The sequence below is a fragment of the Roseimarinus sediminis genome (assembly GCF_050433125.1).
Taxonomy (GTDB): Bacteria; Bacteroidota; Bacteroidia; order Bacteroidales; family Prolixibacteraceae; genus Roseimarinus; species Roseimarinus sediminis.
Map to the genome: position 1 here is coordinate 27921 of NZ_JBNPXV010000013.1, position 16182 is coordinate 44102.

The 16182-nt window shown below is 44.7% G+C and carries 18 protein-coding genes; 4 read left to right on the top strand and 14 right to left on the bottom strand.

Annotated elements, in window-relative coordinates; genetic code table 11:
• The first annotated feature begins 9 nt into the window (after positions 1 to 9).
• Both FHS86_RS15200 and FHS86_RS15205 read left to right on the top strand, forming a co-directional pair.
• Positions 10 to 531, top strand: coding sequence for an acyl-CoA carboxylase biotin carboxyl carrier protein subunit (locus FHS86_RS15200; RefSeq protein WP_429415527.1), 522 nt, complete (start codon positions 10 to 12; stop codon positions 529 to 531).
• A 10-nt stretch (positions 532 to 541) separates the two neighbouring features.
• A complete protein-coding gene (locus FHS86_RS15205) occupies positions 542 to 2080 on the top strand; it encodes an acyl-CoA carboxylase subunit beta (protein WP_429415530.1) in 1539 nt (512 codons plus the stop codon).
• A 118-nt stretch (positions 2081 to 2198) separates the two neighbouring features.
• Here FHS86_RS15205 and FHS86_RS15210 read toward each other — a convergent pair whose 3' ends face one another.
• From FHS86_RS15210 to FHS86_RS15240, 7 genes are all read right to left on the bottom strand, one after another.
• Positions 2199 to 3704: a rhamnogalacturonan acetylesterase gene (locus FHS86_RS15210; protein ID WP_429415533.1), complete on the bottom strand. Its 1506-nt coding sequence runs from the start codon at positions 3702 to 3704 to the stop codon at positions 2199 to 2201.
• Between the two features lie 145 nt (positions 3705 to 3849).
• Positions 3850 to 4881 carry an ACR3 family arsenite efflux transporter gene (arsB, locus tag FHS86_RS15215; RefSeq protein ID WP_429415536.1) on the bottom strand — a complete coding sequence of 344 codons (1032 nt, stop codon included), beginning with the start codon at positions 4879 to 4881 and terminating at the stop codon, positions 3850 to 3852.
• 55 nt (positions 4882 to 4936) lie between these two features.
• Positions 4937 to 5737 (bottom strand): arsenite methyltransferase, encoded by an 801-nt coding sequence (gene arsM / locus FHS86_RS15220; protein ID WP_429415539.1) that lies wholly within the window; start codon positions 5735 to 5737, stop codon positions 4937 to 4939.
• Positions 5734 to 6159, bottom strand: coding sequence for an arsenate reductase ArsC (locus FHS86_RS15225; RefSeq protein ID WP_429415542.1), 426 nt, complete (start codon positions 6157 to 6159; stop codon positions 5734 to 5736). The genes arsM and FHS86_RS15225 overlap by 4 nt, the downstream gene beginning before the upstream one ends.
• 19 nt (positions 6160 to 6178) lie before the next feature.
• The gene (locus tag FHS86_RS15230; protein ID WP_429415545.1) at positions 6179 to 6526 is read right to left on the bottom strand and encodes an ArsR/SmtB family transcription factor; all 348 of its coding nucleotides are present in this window, start codon (positions 6524 to 6526) and stop codon (positions 6179 to 6181) included.
• Positions 6527 to 6604: 78 nt separating this feature from the next.
• Positions 6605 to 7984, bottom strand: coding sequence for a sensor histidine kinase (locus tag FHS86_RS15235; RefSeq protein WP_429415548.1), 1380 nt, complete (start codon positions 7982 to 7984; stop codon positions 6605 to 6607).
• 113 nt (positions 7985 to 8097) lie between these two features.
• Positions 8098 to 8691: a hypothetical protein gene (locus FHS86_RS15240; RefSeq protein WP_429415551.1), complete on the bottom strand. Its 594-nt coding sequence runs from the start codon at positions 8689 to 8691 to the stop codon at positions 8098 to 8100.
• A 245-nt stretch (positions 8692 to 8936) separates the two neighbouring features.
• Between FHS86_RS15240 and FHS86_RS15245 the strand changes: the two genes are divergently transcribed.
• Positions 8937 to 9599 carry a class I SAM-dependent methyltransferase gene (locus FHS86_RS15245; RefSeq protein WP_429415554.1) on the top strand — a complete coding sequence of 221 codons (663 nt, stop codon included), beginning with the start codon at positions 8937 to 8939 and terminating at the stop codon, positions 9597 to 9599.
• A gap of 54 nt (positions 9600 to 9653) precedes the next feature.
• On the opposite strand, the gene FHS86_RS15250 is transcribed toward FHS86_RS15245, so the two are convergent.
• Complete coding sequence (locus FHS86_RS15250) at positions 9654 to 9989, bottom strand: TraR/DksA family transcriptional regulator (protein ID WP_429415557.1); 336 nt, start codon at positions 9987 to 9989, stop codon at positions 9654 to 9656.
• 250 nt (positions 9990 to 10239) lie between these two features.
• Between FHS86_RS15250 and FHS86_RS15255 the strand changes: the two genes are divergently transcribed.
• On the top strand, positions 10240 to 11772 hold the full coding sequence (locus FHS86_RS15255; RefSeq protein ID WP_429415560.1) for a SulP family inorganic anion transporter: 1533 nt from the start codon (positions 10240 to 10242) through the stop codon (positions 11770 to 11772).
• Between the two features lie 240 nt (positions 11773 to 12012).
• Here the strand turns inward: FHS86_RS15255 and FHS86_RS15260 are convergent, their stop codons facing one another.
• The 6 genes from FHS86_RS15260 to FHS86_RS15285 form a co-directional block, all read right to left on the bottom strand.
• A complete protein-coding gene (locus FHS86_RS15260) occupies positions 12013 to 12783 on the bottom strand; it encodes a pyrroline-5-carboxylate reductase family protein (protein WP_429415563.1) in 771 nt (256 codons plus the stop codon).
• A gap of 84 nt (positions 12784 to 12867) precedes the next feature.
• On the bottom strand, positions 12868 to 14211 hold the full coding sequence (locus tag FHS86_RS15265; RefSeq protein ID WP_429415566.1) for a permease: 1344 nt from the start codon (positions 14209 to 14211) through the stop codon (positions 12868 to 12870).
• A 133-nt stretch (positions 14212 to 14344) separates the two neighbouring features.
• Positions 14345 to 15046, bottom strand: a complete 702-nt coding sequence (locus FHS86_RS15270) for an aromatic aminobenezylarsenical efflux permease ArsG family transporter (protein ID WP_429415568.1) — start codon at positions 15044 to 15046, stop codon at positions 14345 to 14347.
• Positions 15047 to 15052: 6 nt separating this feature from the next.
• On the bottom strand, positions 15053 to 15499 hold the full coding sequence (locus FHS86_RS15275) for a nitrophenyl compound nitroreductase subunit ArsF family protein (protein WP_429415571.1): 447 nt from the start codon (positions 15497 to 15499) through the stop codon (positions 15053 to 15055).
• Between the two features lie 10 nt (positions 15500 to 15509).
• Entirely contained in the window at positions 15510 to 15773 is a 264-nt protein-coding gene (locus tag FHS86_RS15280) for a thioredoxin family protein (RefSeq protein ID WP_429415574.1), read from the bottom strand.
• A gap of 29 nt (positions 15774 to 15802) precedes the next feature.
• A complete protein-coding gene (locus tag FHS86_RS15285; protein ID WP_429415577.1) occupies positions 15803 to 16102 on the bottom strand; it encodes an ArsR/SmtB family transcription factor in 300 nt (99 codons plus the stop codon).
• Positions 16103 to 16182: the final 80 nt, after the last annotated feature.

Here is a 16182-nt window from a genome sequence, read left to right on the forward strand (position 1 = left end):
AATCACAACATGCCTTTTGAAATAAAAATTAAGGACAGAACGGCAAAAGTCGAAATTCTGGAACAAAACGATACGATCTATAAGGTGAAAATCGGCGATCGTATCTATGGGCTCGATGTTACCAAGGTTGAGAATGGGGTTTACTCCGTCATCAACAATGGAAAATCGATCAATATGGAAATGATTGAAGGTGCTACGCCCAATCAGTACATTGTAAATACCCGAAGCAACGAGTACCAGATTGAAATCATCGATGCCAAGGCACGATACAGGGCTGCTGCCAAAGGTGAACTGGATGGCGGAGAGGCAATTATTTCATCGCCCATGCCGGGCAAAATTGTTCGCATACCCATTGCCCTGGGAGATAAGGTTGCCAAAGGTGATACCGTCATTATTGTATCGGCCATGAAAATGGAAAGCGAGTACAAAAGCCCGGTCGATGGGATTGTTTCAAGTATTTTAGTGAAAGAAAACGATACGGTTCAGGGGAATCAGCCCTTGCTGGAAATTGAACCGGCCATTGAAAATTAAAATTCAAAACATGCAAAGCACACAGGAAAAATACGAGCTGTTCGAAAAAAAGAAAAAAGAAGCCGAAGCCGGCGGTGGGGAAGCCCGCATCGCCAAATACAAAAAAACAGGCAGATTAACCGCCCGCGAACGAATCAATATGTTCTTTGATCAGGGAACCTTCAATGAATTCGACCGGATGGTCACCCACCGATGTAACAACTTTGGGATGGAAGAGCAAGTCATCCCCGGCGACGGCGTTGTAGCCGGTTATGGTAAAGTCGATGGCCGGCTGGTTTTTGCCTATGCCCAGGATTTCACCGTATTTGGCGGTTCGCTCAGCCGCACCAATGCCGACAAAATCATAAAAGTGATGAAACAGGCCATGAAAATGGGTGCACCGGTTATTGGTCTTAACGATTCGGGAGGAGCCCGTATTCAGGAGGGTGTTATGAGTCTGGCCGGCTATGGCGACATCTTTCAGCTCAACGTAAAGGCATCGGGAGTAGTCCCACAAATTTCGGCCATCATGGGGCCTTGTGCAGGAGGAGCTGTTTACTCTCCGGCCATTACCGATTTCATCTTCATGGTTAAAGATACCAGCTACATGTTTGTTACCGGCCCCGACGTGATTAAAACGGTGACACACGAAGAAGTGAGCAAGGAAGAACTGGGCGGCCCCATGACCCACAATTCGAAGAGTGGAGTTGCACACTTCATGGGCAACGACGACGAACATACCCTGATGATGATCAGGGAGTTGCTGAGCTTCCTTCCTTCAAACAACCTCGACGAAGCACCTCCTGTACCAACGGCCGATCCGTCGGACCGAATGGATGAGGCCCTGCAAACGCTCATCCCCGGCGATCCGAATAAGCCCTACGACATGCACGAGTTGCTGAAATCGATCGCCGACGATCACCACTTCTTTGAAGTGATGCCTCATTACGCTCAAAACATCATTACCGGATATGCCCGTTTGGGTGGACGCTCGGTAGGCATTATTGCCAACCAGCCTGCTCATTTGGCCGGCGTGCTCGATATCAACTCTTCGGTGAAAGCGGCCCGCTTTGTTCGTTTCTGCGACGCTTTCAATATTCCACTGGTAACCTTTGTTGATGTGCCAGGCTTTTTGCCAGGTACTGTTCAGGAGTTTGGCGGAATTATTAAACACGGAGCCAAACTACTTTATGCCTATGCCGAAGCCACTGTTCCTAAAATTACTGTTATTACCCGGAAAGCCTATGGCGGAGCCTACGATGTAATGGCCAGCAAACACCTGGGAGCCGATGTGAATTTTGCCTATCCATCGGCCGAAATTGCGGTAATGGGACCAGCCGGTGCAGTAAACATCATTTTCAGAAACGAAAAGGATGATGCCGCCCGTGCCCAACGGGTCGACGATTATCGCGAAAACTTTGCCAATCCATACAAAGCAGCTGAGCTGGGTTACCTCGATGAGATCATTTATCCGCGCGACACCCGAAAAAAACTCATTGCTGCCCTGGATATGACCCGCAACAAGCGCGACGACAATCCGCCCAAGAAACACGGCAACATTCCTTTATAAAAAACATAATCCTGGTTCGGCTTCTTTTAAAAGACAGGCGAACCAGGATTGTTTCTTAATCGCTTAGCTACTATCGCTACTGTTCAGAAATTTACTTTACGAACATTTTATTTGCACATTACCTGAGTTTTGACCGATCGACATAGCCATTCAGGCTACACGACTTCAGGTTTTTAAGCAACTCAGCTACTGTACGGGCATTCAAACGGGCACCGCGTTCATTGGTATGGGTATGATCGCCGGGAAAGAACTGCTGTACTGCATCATGACCCATCGCTTCATATTTAAGCGCCACCGTGTTGTGCAGGTCGAGGAAAAAAGCACCTGCCTCACCAGCTGCTTCACGCGCCCAGCCTGCATAGTTGTCGTTTTCACGTTTTACTGTTCCATCAATCCAGATGTTGCGGGGAATTTGTGACAGAATAACTACTTCAACCCCCTTTGCCTGCGCCTTCTCAGTAAACATTTTCAGATACCATCCATAGGTATGAACGGTTTCGGGCTGACCATCGTCGGTACGAATAATTTCTTCCGCTTCATCACCAATACCTTTTAAAGAGCCTCTGAATTTTGGTTTATTCAGATTCCCGCTTTCATTGTGACCAAACTGAATCAACAGGTAATCCCCCTTTTCAAGTTGATCCAATACTTCATTCCATAAACCTTCGTAGGTATAGCTGCGTGTACTGCGACCTCCACGGGCCTTATTAATAATTTCGACCCGGGTGGTATCGAAAAAATGAGGCAATTCACGTCCCCAGCCTATGATGCTGTCTTTACCATTGGCTACTGTTGAATCGCCAATCAGAAATACCTTCTTTTTCACCGGAAAATTGATTTCAGGCGCTTCGTAAAGGTAGCTTACCAAGCGATGATCAAGTTCTTTCAGACCTTCAACTACTTTCGAAGCAGCCACAATGGCTCCTTTTGCAGTAGTATGCGTATGATCATGTTGAAAAAACAACTGACCTGTTACCTGCTCTTCTCCGAGCACTTCCATGGCTGCAGCCAGTTTTTCATTCAAATCAATAAAAGGAATGCTTTCGCTTTCGGCCACTTCACGCGCCCATCCGCCGTAGCTGTTATCATTACGCGGTACCTTGCCGTTTTCCCATTTATTGCGCGGAATGGGTGCTATAATGACTGGCCGGGCTCCTTTGCTTTTCACTTCCTGAATGAATTGGCGCATGTACCAGCCGTAGCTGTGAACCACCTCATGTTCTCCGGTCAGCAGGTTGACTATCGCTTCACTTTCATCACCCACCCCTTTAATGGTTCCGCGAGCCCGAAGTGAATCGTTTAAGGCTCCCGAATCGTTGTGTCCAAACTGCATCAACACATAATCGCCTGGCTGCAGCTTTTCGAGCACCTCGTTCCAGAGGCCCAGTGAACGGTAGGTTCGACTGCTCGTACCGCCACGTGCATGATTCTTTACATCGATTTTTGTAGTGTCAAAATACTGAACAAGTGGATCGCCCCAGCCCCAAAGGCCGCCGGAACCATCACCACGTCCGTTTTTAACAGTTGAATCGCCAATCAGATAAAGTGTTGGTTTTTGCTGCTCCTTACTAACACAGCTACCAGCCAGTAAAGCCAGTAAAACGAAAAGTACAATGCGGTTCATGTTTTCTATTTTCAGAATAAATGTTAATTCCCAAAAATAAGTGATTGCACACGAAGGAACAAACCTTTCCAACCAGTTAAAGAATCAAAGCTGAAGGAAAACTGTTGATGAAATTCGATCGTTGACCAGGCAACAGGGGCTTGTACTAATATTTCCAGCGATTGGCCAGCGCAACCAGCGAGAGCATTACCGGTACCTCGACCAGAACGCCTACTACCGTAACCAGGGCTGCCGGCGATTGCAAGCCAAAAAGCGCAATAGCAACAGCCACAGCCAGTTCGAAGAAATTGCTGGCACCAATCATGGCCGCCGGAGAGCAAATTGCATGCGGTAGCTTTAACTTGCGCCCGCCAAACCATGTAATGAAAAAAATGAAATAGGTTTGTAGCACCAGCGGAACGGCAATCAGCAAAATAATCAGCGGATTGTCGGTGATGATGTCGCCCTGAAAAGCAAAGAGCAAAATCAGGGTCAGTAACAAAGCAATGATCGAAACCGGCTTGAAACGGGGAAGAAAGCTTTCTTTGAACCAGCTTTCACCTTTTCGCCTGATCAGTATCTTGTGGGTCAGATAGCCGGCAAACAAGGGTACCACCACAAACACCACCACGCTGGCCACCAGAGTGTCGTAAGGAATGACCACATTGGTAATTCCAAGCAACAAGCCAACAATCGGAACAAAAGCGACCAGAATTATCAGGTCGTTCACCGATACCTGCACCAGCGTGTAATTGGGATCACCATTGCTAAGATAGCTCCACACAAACACCATGGCCGTACATGGTGCTGCCCCCAGCAAAATGGCACCGGCTATGTATTCGCCGGCCAGCTCGGGCTGAATAAAAGCAGCATAAATTTTTGTAAAGAAAATCCAGGCAAAAAAGGCCATGGTGAATGGTTTGATTAACCAGTTAACAACCAGTGTCAATACGAGTCCTTTGGGCTGCCTGCCCACCTTTCGAATGCTCGAGAAATCGACCTGAAGCATCATGGGATAAATCATCAGCCAAACCAGAATCGCCACAGGTATATTTACCTTGTATAGCTCGAGTTTACTTAAAAACTGAACACTTTCGCCTGCTGTATTTCCTATTAAAATACCGGCACCAATACACAGGGCAACCCACAGCGAAAGGTATTTTTCAAAAAATCCGATTCTCTTATTTTCTTTTGCCATTTGCGATTTGTTAAAACGACGAAAAGCCTTGTTGTTTGTTTATAAATGAACTTTTTTACTTCGATGCAGCCAGGGTAATACTATAGATTCCCGCCTTGCTTTTCCTGAATTCTTTCACTTCTTCCGATGAAAGATATTCCAGCAACAGCTCGTCGGGCAATACTATTTCGCGTAGTTTGTGCTCTTTGAGATCAGAGAAAGCATTTGTTCTGACTATTTCAAGGTAAGCATCCTTTGCAATGGCCCCCGAAACACAACCTGCATACAAGGTAGCAGCCTGTTTCAATGCTTCAGGCAGTTCTCCATCGAGCACCACATCTGAAATACAAAAATGACCTCCGGGTTTTAGCACCCGAAAGATTTCAGCCATCGCCTTATTTTTGTCGGGTACCAGATTTAGTACGCAATTACTGACCACCACGTCAAAACGACTGGCTTCAAATGGCATCTCTTCGATATCGCCCTGAACAAATTCCACATTGCTGTAGCCCATTTTCAGGTTGTTGGCTCTTGCCTTTTCGATCATCGAAGTAGTAAAATCGATGCCGGTAACCGACCCGCTTTCGCCCACCAGTGCGCGTGCAACAAACACGTCGTTGCCTGCTCCACTGCCCAAATCGAGTACATGATCACCCTTTGCAATTCCGGCATATTCGGTAGGGATTCCACATCCCAACCCAAAGTCGGCGTCAGCTACATGTCCTTCCACATTCTGATATTCATCACCAATCATACTCAGGCCCTGATCGCCACAACAGGCTGAACCTCCACAACAAGCAGCAGAATCGGCACCAGTTGTTCTGGCCACCTGATCGTATTTTTCCCTGACAATTAATTTTAAATCGGACGGATTCATAGCTGCGGCTTAATTTGTTCGGTGTAAAGACGATGAAATGCTTCCTTAATCTCATCACGCACCCTGATGAATTCACTCCATATGAACTCGTCGGTCCCGGTAGCATGCGAGGGATCGTCGAAGCCAATGTGCAAACGATGTTTCACTTTTCCCAGAAAAGCAGGGCAGTTTTCGTTGGCACCACCACAAACGGTAATTACAAAATCCCACTCCTGGTCGAGATACATTTCAACCGAATCGGATGTGTGCCGACTGATGTCGATGCCAATTTCCATCATTGCTTTCACTGCCTTTGCATTGAGCTGTCCCGACGCTTCGGTACCTGCCGAGGCTACCTCAATCCGCTCGTCGAATGACTGAAGAAAACCGTGAGCCATCTGACTGCGGCAACTGTTACCGGTACATAAAATAAGTACTTTCATGTTGTTTTCAATTTAGAGATTATTTACAATGGACATTATTGGTCTCACAACTGATGTCACTGTTATTAATGGGTGAAAAGAAGCGCTCCATCTTTTCAATATAACTGGAAATTGACGAGGAACACAAGCAGTAATTCACCCTGGTTCCTTCAATTTCGCCATGTATGAGCCCAATTTTTTTTAACTCGCTAAGATGCTGTGAAACAGTAGTCCTGCTTAAGGGCAGCTGATCCGAAATATCACCCGAAATGCAGGTTTTACTTTCGGCCAGAAATTTCAAAATGGCCAGACGCGCAGGATGCGAAAGCACTTTGGCAAACAGTGCAAGGTCCTGCAATTCATTATCGAATACTTCTTTCTTTATCATGGCACAATGTTTAATGTCGCAAACATACGTCATTTATATTTCTTATGAATAAATTTTGTGTTAAGTTTTATAAAAAAATCAGCGCAGTTGAGTTCCCAATTTGAAGAAAAAGGTTGATCCCAGGTTCTCGGTGCTTTCAACCCATATTTTTCCATTATGCCTTTCGGCTATTTCCCTGCACAGCTGAAGTCCCAATCCACTGCTTGCCTCCCCATCGGTTCCCCTTCGACTGTTTTTACTATCAAAGGTAAAAAGAGTATCAACCATTTGCTGCTCCATTCCGATGCCTGTATCATGAATTGCAAAAAGTACTGAACCATCACTTTCATGCTTATGCGTAAGTTTGATTGATCCATTGGCCGGAGTGAACTTGATTGCATTGCCCACCAGGTTCCTGAAAAGCATTTGAAACATCCGTTCATCTGCTACAATTTTTAAGCGATCGTCAATTTCGTTATTCAGTTGAATATTTTTTGCTTTGGCATAGTCCTTCAGACTGGAAATTGTAGGATTCATCACATCGCCAAAAGCAAATTCAAGCGGGGCAAAGATGCTCGTTCCCCTCGAAAAACCTGACCATTCGAGCAGGTTCTCCAACAAATTGCTGGTCGAGATGGCCGTTTTTTCAAGGCTGCTTGCTATTTGTTTATATTGTTCCGAAGGTAGTTTTTGATTCTTATCGGCCAGCAAACTACTTAAATTCAATACAGATGCAAACGGACCACGTAAATCGTGTGCAAGAATGGCAAAAAAGCGGTCTTTTTCTGCATTCATCTTTTTTAGCTCAGCCGACTGCTCACTTACTTCGCCATACAAACGCTGATTGATAATGATGATCAGTATAAAATTCCATAATATACCAAAAACCGCCGGTGTCAGATAGGTAATAACCTGTACGGTTCCATTCTCAAAAATTGAAGCTATACTATTGAATTTAAGATGGTACAAAAAACGAAATGTAAAAATAAGTGCATTTAGAAAAAAGATCAACGACAAAACAATGGCTGGTCGTTTAAAATTGGCTGTGTGAAATCGCAGGAACACCCACCCCATAAGCGAATAGAATATAGCAGCCACCAATGAAAACAAAATGACCCGGCAATTGAGATTCTCGTTAATCAGGGTGAAATATACAATCGAAAGAAGAAAAAGTACATAGATTAACCATAAGATATTTTGATTAAAATGAGCCTTCAGAAATCTTATCGAACCCAAAAACATCAAAAGCAGCCCGCCAATTAACAATACATTGCTCAGGAGGATGGAAAACAACTCCCATTCGGGAAGCGACCTCAGATACAATACAAATAAACCCAGCGACAACAATACAATTCCCAGGGTCCATTCTTTCAAGCCCCCGTAACGTTTATGTTCTGCTGATAAGAAGTAGAGGAAGACGGCCTGAAAAAACAAAGCAAGCCCCGACACAAACATTAAAGAAAGAATATCCAACTCCATATACCAAACAATCCGATTTACGATCCAAAATTTGACCGGCCAATATAATAAAAATCACTTTTTAGTATTAACAGCAAAAATGTAAGATTGATTGAGGGCTCGAAGATTTTTGATTAAAATAGCAGTGATCCTGACTGAAAAATCAGGAAGCCATTCAGTGCAAAGCGCACGATACGCGCCAGGCTAAACAGGGAATATTTCCGGTATTGGTATTCCATAGCACCCATTACCAGTGAGATGGTAGCCCAGGGAAGTGGCGTAAGCGCAGAGATAATGATGATTAAACCACCAAATTTATTTACAATGGGCAGGTATTTTGTCATAAAAGGCTTTTTCTTCACCCTTTTGCCCAAAATATGAGCGAGTGATCGGCCGCCCCAAAAAGCCAGGTGCCCGGCTCCCATCGAAACCGCTGCAAAAAATACAATATTGAGAATATAACTGCCCGTATCGCCCGCTTTGATGGCCCAGAACATAAATATTTCAGGAGGAAGCAGGCCAAAAAACACTTCTGAAGCGACGTAAATAAGGTGAATGATCAGACTATTACCATAGAATTTCTCAATCCAATATTCCGGATCGTGGTCAAAATACAATTCTTTAAATAATACGATCAATGCAAACAACACAAGCAGTGACAGGAGTGCCTGCAATGCGTATTTTAAGACAAAATTTTTCCTTTCACTCATCCTGAACAACTTTCCCATCCCCAAATTTTTAATTTCGAAAAACCTCACAAAATTAACGTTTTAGCTACATCAACCGGTACAAGTCAGGTTAAATGATGGTTATTTTAGCTGACAGGAAACACGAAAGCATGCCATCTTCCATTTTCGTCAACAGCAACTTACCGTCTTGCGATCTGATATAAAACATCGTGTCCGAAAACTTATTATTTAGTAGAAAAACCACTAAATTCAGCGCCTTTAGCAAGTTTAAAGAAAGAATTAGAATGAAGGCATACTGCAAACTTTGTCATTACGATGGTCCTTTCGAACAAATCAACGACCGGTTGAATCGTACCTTACACAAATGCCCCCATTGTAAGCTGGTATTTGCCAAAAGAGATTATTTGCCCCGTCAAACAGACGAGAAAGCACGTTATAAAGAACACAACAACAGCATCGAAGACAAGGGCTATGTCCGATTTCTAATGCAGGCAATTCATCCTGCATTGGCCTATCTTTTACCTGAAAGCAAAGGGTTGGACTATGGTTGCGGGCCGGTTCCCGTTTTAAGTCAGCTCTTGAATAAAAAGGGACTCGCCTGCATGAATTTTGATCCGTTTTTCTTCCCCGAGCTGTCCGAAGGCCCCTTCGATTATCTGTTTGCCACCGAATGCTTTGAGCATTTTTTTGAACCTGAAAAGGAAATGCAGCAAATAAGCAAACTGCTCAACCCGGGGGGATTACTCATTGTAATGACTGATTTCTGGAGCGAAAAGGTGGATTTCAGTAAGTGGTATTATTCCCGCGATCGAACGCACGTATCCTTTTATAGTGAACACACTTTTGATTGGATGGCAAAAAATTTTGGCTTTGAAATTGTTTTTTCCGATCATCAGCGGGTAATTATTCTCAGGAAAAAATCTGGTTCGAATTCCAATTCTTTTTAGAAAAAGATGCCTTGTTGAATCAACTGCAACAAAAGGAAGCAATCTGAATTTTTTTCAACGTTTCAAGCACGATGCACACAACCTGATCTCGGGTCTTAGTTTCAAACGCTCAAAAGGAAGTTCCTGATGGCACGAAGCACAGGAACCAAAATCAGGATCATTACTCATTCGCTGTGCCATTGCCAGCTGATCGAGCCGGTTTTCCATATTACTAATACTGGCTTTTACAATACTGTTGTTGTTAATGGCATCCATGCGCGAAACACGGCCAATGGCATCGTCGGGTGTTACCGAACCGCTTAGTTCCTTTAAATCTTCAACTTTCTTTTTAAGTTTTTCCTGCTCGGACTGAATGATTTCGATTAAAAGCTTGCGTTCTTCTTTGGTCATAATTTTTTGCTAAAGGTCAAATATAATGATTATTTGCCGGCAGTTTGATGTCAATTTAATATCAAATTTTAAGTTTGTGCCCTCACTTAATTGGCAACTCAACAAGATCGGTCTACTTTTGCGCCCGCCTTAAATAACTAACCTATTGGTACCAGCAACTATGCTGGTGAAAATCACAGGAACATTTATAAACAAAGGTCGATGCCACGAATTGCAACGACAGGAATAACTATTGATTTAAAATTATAGCATGAGAAAAATCTTTAATCTGTTCGATTTAAGACAAAAAGTAGATTACAAAACTGAAATTCTTTCGGGTTTAACCGTAGCACTGGCCTTAATCCCCGAAGCAATTGCCTTTGCCCTGATAGCCGGCCTGTCGCCACTAACCGGTCTTTATGCTGCATTTGTTGTTGGGCTGGTTACTTCCATTCTGGGAGGACGCCCGGGTATGATTTCAGGAGCTACCGGAGCAGTGGCCGTGGTAATCGCTTCTCTGGCCCTTAGCCATGGTCCGGAATACATTTTTGCTACCGTGATTCTGGCCGGAGTTATTCAAATGCTGGCCGGAATACTTAAGCTGGGTAAATTCATGCGCCTGGTACCGCACCCGGTAATCTTTGGTTTTGTCAACGGACTGGCAATCATTATCTTCATGGCACAACTCGAACAGTTTAAAGATTCATCAGGAAACTGGCTGAGTGGAACACCACTCTACCTATTGCTCGGACTGGTGTTGCTCACCATGCTCATCATTTGGGGACTGCCCAAACTAACCAAGGCGGTACCGGCTTCACTTACTGCCATACTTGTTATTTTTGGACTGGTTACCGTTTTTAATATCGACACCAAAACAGTGGGAGATCTGGCTTCGATTAAAGGCGGCTTTCCTCCTTTTCACATTCCCAAAGTACCTTTTACCATCGATTCGATTGTTACCATTTTCCCCTATGCCGTAATCATGGCAGGTGTAGGACTGATCGAAAGCCTGCTTACTTTAAATATTGTGGATGAAATTACCGAAACCCGTGGTCGCGGCAACAAGGAAGCCGTGGCCCAGGGAACTGCCAATATTCTATCCGGTTTGTTTTCGGGAATGGGAGGCTGTGCCATGATCGGACAAAGCCTGATCAACATCTCATCGGGAGCACGGGCCCGCTTATCGGGCATTGTTGCAGCAGTAATGCTGTTAGTTTTCATCATGTTTGGTGCCGGATTGATTGAAAAACTCCCCATGGCAGCACTTACCGGACTGATGATTATGGTGGCCATTGGAACCTTTGAGTGGGCCAGCCTGCGTACTTTTAACCGCATGCCCAAATCCGACATTTTTGTGATGGTAATGGTGACCCTGGTTACCGTATTTCTGCACAACCTTGCTCTGGCCGTACTTATAGGGGTAATTATTGCAGCCCTGGTATTTGCCTGGGACAATGCCAAGCGCATCAGGGCCAGAAAATATGTCGATGAAAAGGGGGTAAAGCATTACGAAATTTACGGGCCGCTCTTTTTTGGCTCCACGGCAGTTTTCAACGAAAAGTTCGATGTGTTAAACGATCCCGATGAGGTCATCATCGATTTTGCCGAAAGCCGGATTGCCGACATGTCGGGCATCGAAGCACTGAATAAACTCACCGAGCGCTACAACAAAGTTGGTAAAAAGTTGCACCTGCGCCACCTGAGTGCCGACTGCCGTCAGCTCCTCCACAATGCCAATGCCATCATCGATGTGAATATCATTGAAGACCCAACCTACAAGGTGGCGGTGAACAAGATAAAATAAGTTGCTTTACATCAGAATATTATAAGGGATCTGTCTTCAGCATCCCTTATTTTTAAGGTGAAAACTTCCGCTGGCAAATGAACAGCCTCCACCGCATAAACAACAGCTTTTCATAGCATATTTTCACTACTCATTTTACTGTTGAAGTTCCTGCCCAAAAAATGTCAAGTGATTTTTAAAAAAAGACTTGACATTAAATTTTAAACACTTGATGTTTTCCCAGAGCATTGAATTAACGAACTACGGCCTGATCTTTTCAAACAAGCCCATCAGTTTTGCCCGGTAGATTTCGCGAATTTCGGCTTCGTGCTCACCGATGGGTTTTACGGGAATCAGATCGGTGAGCTCCGTGTAATTCAGCTCGCTTTGAAACATCAGATTGATGGAGCCTTCGAGGGTTTTCACAAGGGCTTCGGAGCTTTCGTGCGGTGTGAGGCCCATTTGCGATCCAAGGCGAAGCATTTCGTCCCACTGAAACCAGAAATAGGTAGGCAGCATGGCCGAAACCAGCGCATAGGCTTCAAGCTGGTTTTCCTTCACTTCAAAAACACTTCCCAAATTCGACAACAAGCCCATCAGGTCGGCCTTTTCGGAGGAATCGAAACCGGAAGCAAAGGCTATAGGGTTGAATCCTTCGTTAATGTACGATGTGGCGTTGGGAATCATGCGTGCAATGTTTTTACACTTTAGTTTCGACTGAATTTTCCCGATCGAAATTTTAGGCGCCAGCGAAATTACACTAGCTTCGTCTGAAACCAGGGTTTCAATTTTTTCAAGCATTTCCATTATTGCCGGCGGATGCAGTGCCATGAAGACCATGCTTTGGCTGGCTGCCTCTTCGAGCGTGACCACCTGTACCGACGGAAACTGCTTTTTCAGTTTTTCAAGTACTTCAGTATCGATATCGTAAACCAATACCTTTTCAAAAGTTCTGTTTTTATTGGCTAAGGCCTGAAGAATAATTCGGGTTATCCGGCCTCCGCCAATGAAGCTTAATGCGGTTGTTTTCATAGTTAATAGTTTTAAAAATTCAGATGATGGCTAAGACTAAGGTTAAGGTTGAGATTAAGTATTGTTTTTGATTTTTCTTCACTATTAAAACAAAGATCCGTAGGTCATTCCCGAAATGGTGGCCATAATTATCACCAGCAACACATAAACAGCCGTTTTCTGATTTCCCAACACACCGCGTATAACCAGCATGTTGGGCAGCGAAAGCGATGGTCCGGCCAACAAGAGGGCCAAAGCGGGTCCCTTTCCCATGCCCGAAGCAATCAGTCCCTGCAAAATGGGGACTTCGGTGAGGGTCGCGAAGTACATAAAGGCCCCCACGATGGAAGCAAAGAAGTTGGAGAAAACTGAATTTCCGCCAACCAATGTTGTAATCCATTCATTGGGAATCACCCCGGCAATACTCACATCGTCGTGGTTCGATCCGAGCAAAAAGCCTGCAGTTACCACACCAATGGCCAACATGGGCATAATTTGCTTTGTAAAGTCCCAGGCCGAAAGGGTCCATTCCTTGTTGTCAGAATCCCTTTTGTCGTAAAGTGTTATCACGCTCAGTGCAGCAATGGCCACCAATACAGGAAGTAAAGGACTTAACTTTGGATTTGGGATGAACGCAGTGGCCAGCAGCGCCGAGGCAACAGTGGCTAAAACAGCTCCCAATACCCACTGCCACTTAATTTTCAAAATAAAAATGAGCGACCAGGCCAGAAACAAAGCAAAGAATCCGGTAATGTACCATTTGTAAGCCCAGATGTAAAACCAGGCACTGCTGGTATCGCCTTCGCCGGGAGCACCCCAGTTGGCAAAAACAAGAATTAAAACCAGGGTGAAAAAATGAAACGAAGTTTTCCACATGGGCCGTTTTTCCGGCTCGGGAACAATGTTCATCTGCTCTTCTTTTTTCACCTTTTCTTCTTTGCGGTAAATGATCGACATGGCCGAACCAATCACGATGCTAAACACCACCGCGCCAATGGTACGGGCAAGCCCCATCTCGAATCCCAGAATGCGGGCGGTTAGTATGATGGCCAGAATATTAATGGCCGGCCCCGAATACAAAAAAGCGATGGCAGGGCCTAAACCGGCACCGCGCTTATAAATACTCGAAAACAAGGGCAAAATGGTACAGGAGCACACGGCCAGTATCGTTCCCGAAACAGAAGCCACGGTATAAGCCAGCCACTTTTTGGCATTGGCCCCAAAATATTTAAGCACCGAACCCTGACTCACGAAAATGGCAATCACCCCTGCGATGAAAAAAGCCGGAAGCAGACACAATACCACATGCTCACGTGCATACCATTTTACCAAATCGAAGGTCGCTGCTATGGCCGTATTGAAACGGGCACTCTCGATGGGCATAAAGAAGGCGGCCCCAAACACCAGGGCGATCCAGAGCAGAATTTTAATTTCTTTCTTAGTTTCCATAATAAAGGATCATGTTCTATCATTCGTTATTCGTAGAAATACGAATAATCTGATTAAAAAAATTTGAAAAAAGGATGTCGGCTATTTCAAAAGTGCCCTGTTGATTTGAGCGTTCAATTCACCGTTTTAATGCTTACAGGAAAAAGATCACCACAAAGTAGATCCCCACGCCAATAAACAGCAGGGCCACCACACGTCGAAACCACAATTCGAAAGCTTTTAGTTTGTTATAGATGCCGCCAATTGATCCCACCGAGAAGGCAATGAACCAGGCAAACAAAACCACCGGAATTCCTGTTGCCAGGGCAAATACCACGGGCAGATACAAACCCGATGCACTGCCAATGGTCATTGGAATCAGCATGCCAAAATAGAGCACTCCGCTGTAGGGGCAAAAGGCCAGGGCAAAAACAATTCCAAGCAACAGGGCTCCCCAATAACCCCTTCGTGAACGATTTTCCATTTTTTCGGCCAATGAGCCCATGCCCGGAATTTTGATCCGCTTGAACACACCCAGCATAAACAAGCCTATAATTATCATCAAGGGACCCAACAGTTTTTCCCCCCAGCCTGAAAAGAAGCTCTGAAGATGAAACTGTTCAGCACCGAAGAAGAACAGCAAGCCAATGGTGGTATACGAAATGGCACGACCCAGGGTATAGATCAGTCCGTTGTAGAACACCCTTTGCCGGCTTTCAATGTCTTTACTGATAAAGCCAATGGCCGTAATGTTGGTAGCCAGCGGGCAGGGACTGATGGCAGTCATCAGTCCCAGCACGAAAGCCGACAGGAGTGGCCACTGTGAGTTTTCAAAGAAATTTTGTAAAACTTCCATTGGCTACTACATCGATTGGATGGTTTCCTTTAACTTTTCGTTGAATTTCTCCGGACTTGTACGTGCATACATAAAGGCATCGTTGGTCAGATTGACCACCTTATCGCCCTTAATGACCAGCAGGGTTTGACCATTGATTTTGTATTTCTTAATCAAGGGGTTTTTCTTATCCTCTTCACGATTAATCGACTGGAAAGGCACCTTGTCGCTGTATGCTTCCTTCAATGTTTTCACTGTCTCGTCCTCAACTGCCTGGCAGGTGGCACAACGCCTGGTGGCATGAAAGTACAGCACCTGAACATCGGCAACATCAGCATGCTGGGCCAGCGCAGTTTCTTCGGCACAGGCAGTGGCACAATTAACGGTTGCTGCTGCACTGCTGCAACACTGGGCATTCACCTGAGTGATGGCCATTAACAGCATTGCGCTTACGATTAAAATAGTTTTCATCATGGTAACTGGTTTATTTGCTTATTAAAGATTTTATTTCGTCAACTGAGGGAACACGTCCTTTTAGCACAACTTTTCCATTAACTACCAGTGCGGGCGTCGACATTACACCATAATTCATAATTTCAACAATGTCTTCGACTTTTGATACGGTGGCATCAATTCCTGTTTGGGATACTGCATCGAGGGTTGCTTTCTCGAGTGACTTGCACTTGGGGCAACCAGTACCCAAAACTTTGATCTCCATTCCTGCTGGCTTTAAATTTTGTATATCCATGTATTTTTTTTTAGATGATTCCCAATAATTTACAAATTAGCTGAAAACAGATGATTGAACAGCGTCCGGGCTTCTTCCCAGTTATTCTTATTCAAACAATACTTAATTTTGGGAGCTTCAATTTCTCCCTGAATTAAACCGGCATCCTTTAATTCCTTCAGGTGCTGCGACAGCGTCGATTTGGCAACCGGAAGTTCGTCGCTCAGGTCGCCACTATAACAACAGCTTTGTTTCGACAGGAGCTGCAATACATATACCCTAACCGGATGGCCGAATGCTTTGGCATAGCGCGCCAGACGCTTTTGGTCTTCACTTATGATTTCTTTCATCTTCATTTCGTAGTTCGTAGAATTGCGAACAAAGGTATTCAATTTTAAAAAATGAGCAAGTGCCGGCTTCGCTTTTTTAG

Bases quoted from the DNA above. Each gene is read 5' to 3' on its own strand.
- FHS86_RS15200 (WP_429415527.1), top strand. From the start codon at position 10: ATGCCTTTTGAAATAAAAATTAAGGACAGAACGGCAAAAGTCGAAATT.
- FHS86_RS15205 (WP_429415530.1), top strand. From the start codon at position 542: ATGCAAAGCACACAGGAAAAATACGAGCTGTTCGAAAAAAAGAAAAAA.
- FHS86_RS15210 (WP_429415533.1), bottom strand. From the start codon at position 3,704: ATGAACCGCATTGTACTTTTCGTTTTACTGGCTTTACTGGCTGGTAGC.
- arsB (WP_429415536.1), bottom strand. From the start codon at position 4,881: ATGGCAAAAGAAAATAAGAGAATCGGATTTTTTGAAAAATACCTTTCG.
- arsM (WP_429415539.1), bottom strand. From the start codon at position 5,737: ATGAATCCGTCCGATTTAAAATTAATTGTCAGGGAAAAATACGATCAG.
- FHS86_RS15225 (WP_429415542.1), bottom strand. From the start codon at position 6,159: ATGAAAGTACTTATTTTATGTACCGGTAACAGTTGCCGCAGTCAGATG.
- FHS86_RS15230 (WP_429415545.1), bottom strand. From the start codon at position 6,526: ATGATAAAGAAAGAAGTATTCGATAATGAATTGCAGGACCTTGCACTG.
- FHS86_RS15235 (WP_429415548.1), bottom strand. From the start codon at position 7,984: ATGGAGTTGGATATTCTTTCTTTAATGTTTGTGTCGGGGCTTGCTTTG.
- FHS86_RS15240 (WP_429415551.1), bottom strand. From the start codon at position 8,691: ATGGGAAAGTTGTTCAGGATGAGTGAAAGGAAAAATTTTGTCTTAAAA.
- FHS86_RS15245 (WP_429415554.1), top strand. From the start codon at position 8,937: ATGAAGGCATACTGCAAACTTTGTCATTACGATGGTCCTTTCGAACAA.
- FHS86_RS15250 (WP_429415557.1), bottom strand. From the start codon at position 9,989: ATGACCAAAGAAGAACGCAAGCTTTTAATCGAAATCATTCAGTCCGAG.
- FHS86_RS15255 (WP_429415560.1), top strand. From the start codon at position 10,240: ATGAGAAAAATCTTTAATCTGTTCGATTTAAGACAAAAAGTAGATTAC.
- FHS86_RS15260 (WP_429415563.1), bottom strand. From the start codon at position 12,783: ATGAAAACAACCGCATTAAGCTTCATTGGCGGAGGCCGGATAACCCGA.
- FHS86_RS15265 (WP_429415566.1), bottom strand. From the start codon at position 14,211: ATGGAAACTAAGAAAGAAATTAAAATTCTGCTCTGGATCGCCCTGGTG.
- FHS86_RS15270 (WP_429415568.1), bottom strand. From the start codon at position 15,046: ATGGAAGTTTTACAAAATTTCTTTGAAAACTCACAGTGGCCACTCCTG.
- FHS86_RS15275 (WP_429415571.1), bottom strand. From the start codon at position 15,499: ATGATGAAAACTATTTTAATCGTAAGCGCAATGCTGTTAATGGCCATC.
- FHS86_RS15280 (WP_429415574.1), bottom strand. From the start codon at position 15,773: ATGGATATACAAAATTTAAAGCCAGCAGGAATGGAGATCAAAGTTTTG.
- FHS86_RS15285 (WP_429415577.1), bottom strand. From the start codon at position 16,102: ATGAAAGAAATCATAAGTGAAGACCAAAAGCGTCTGGCGCGCTATGCC.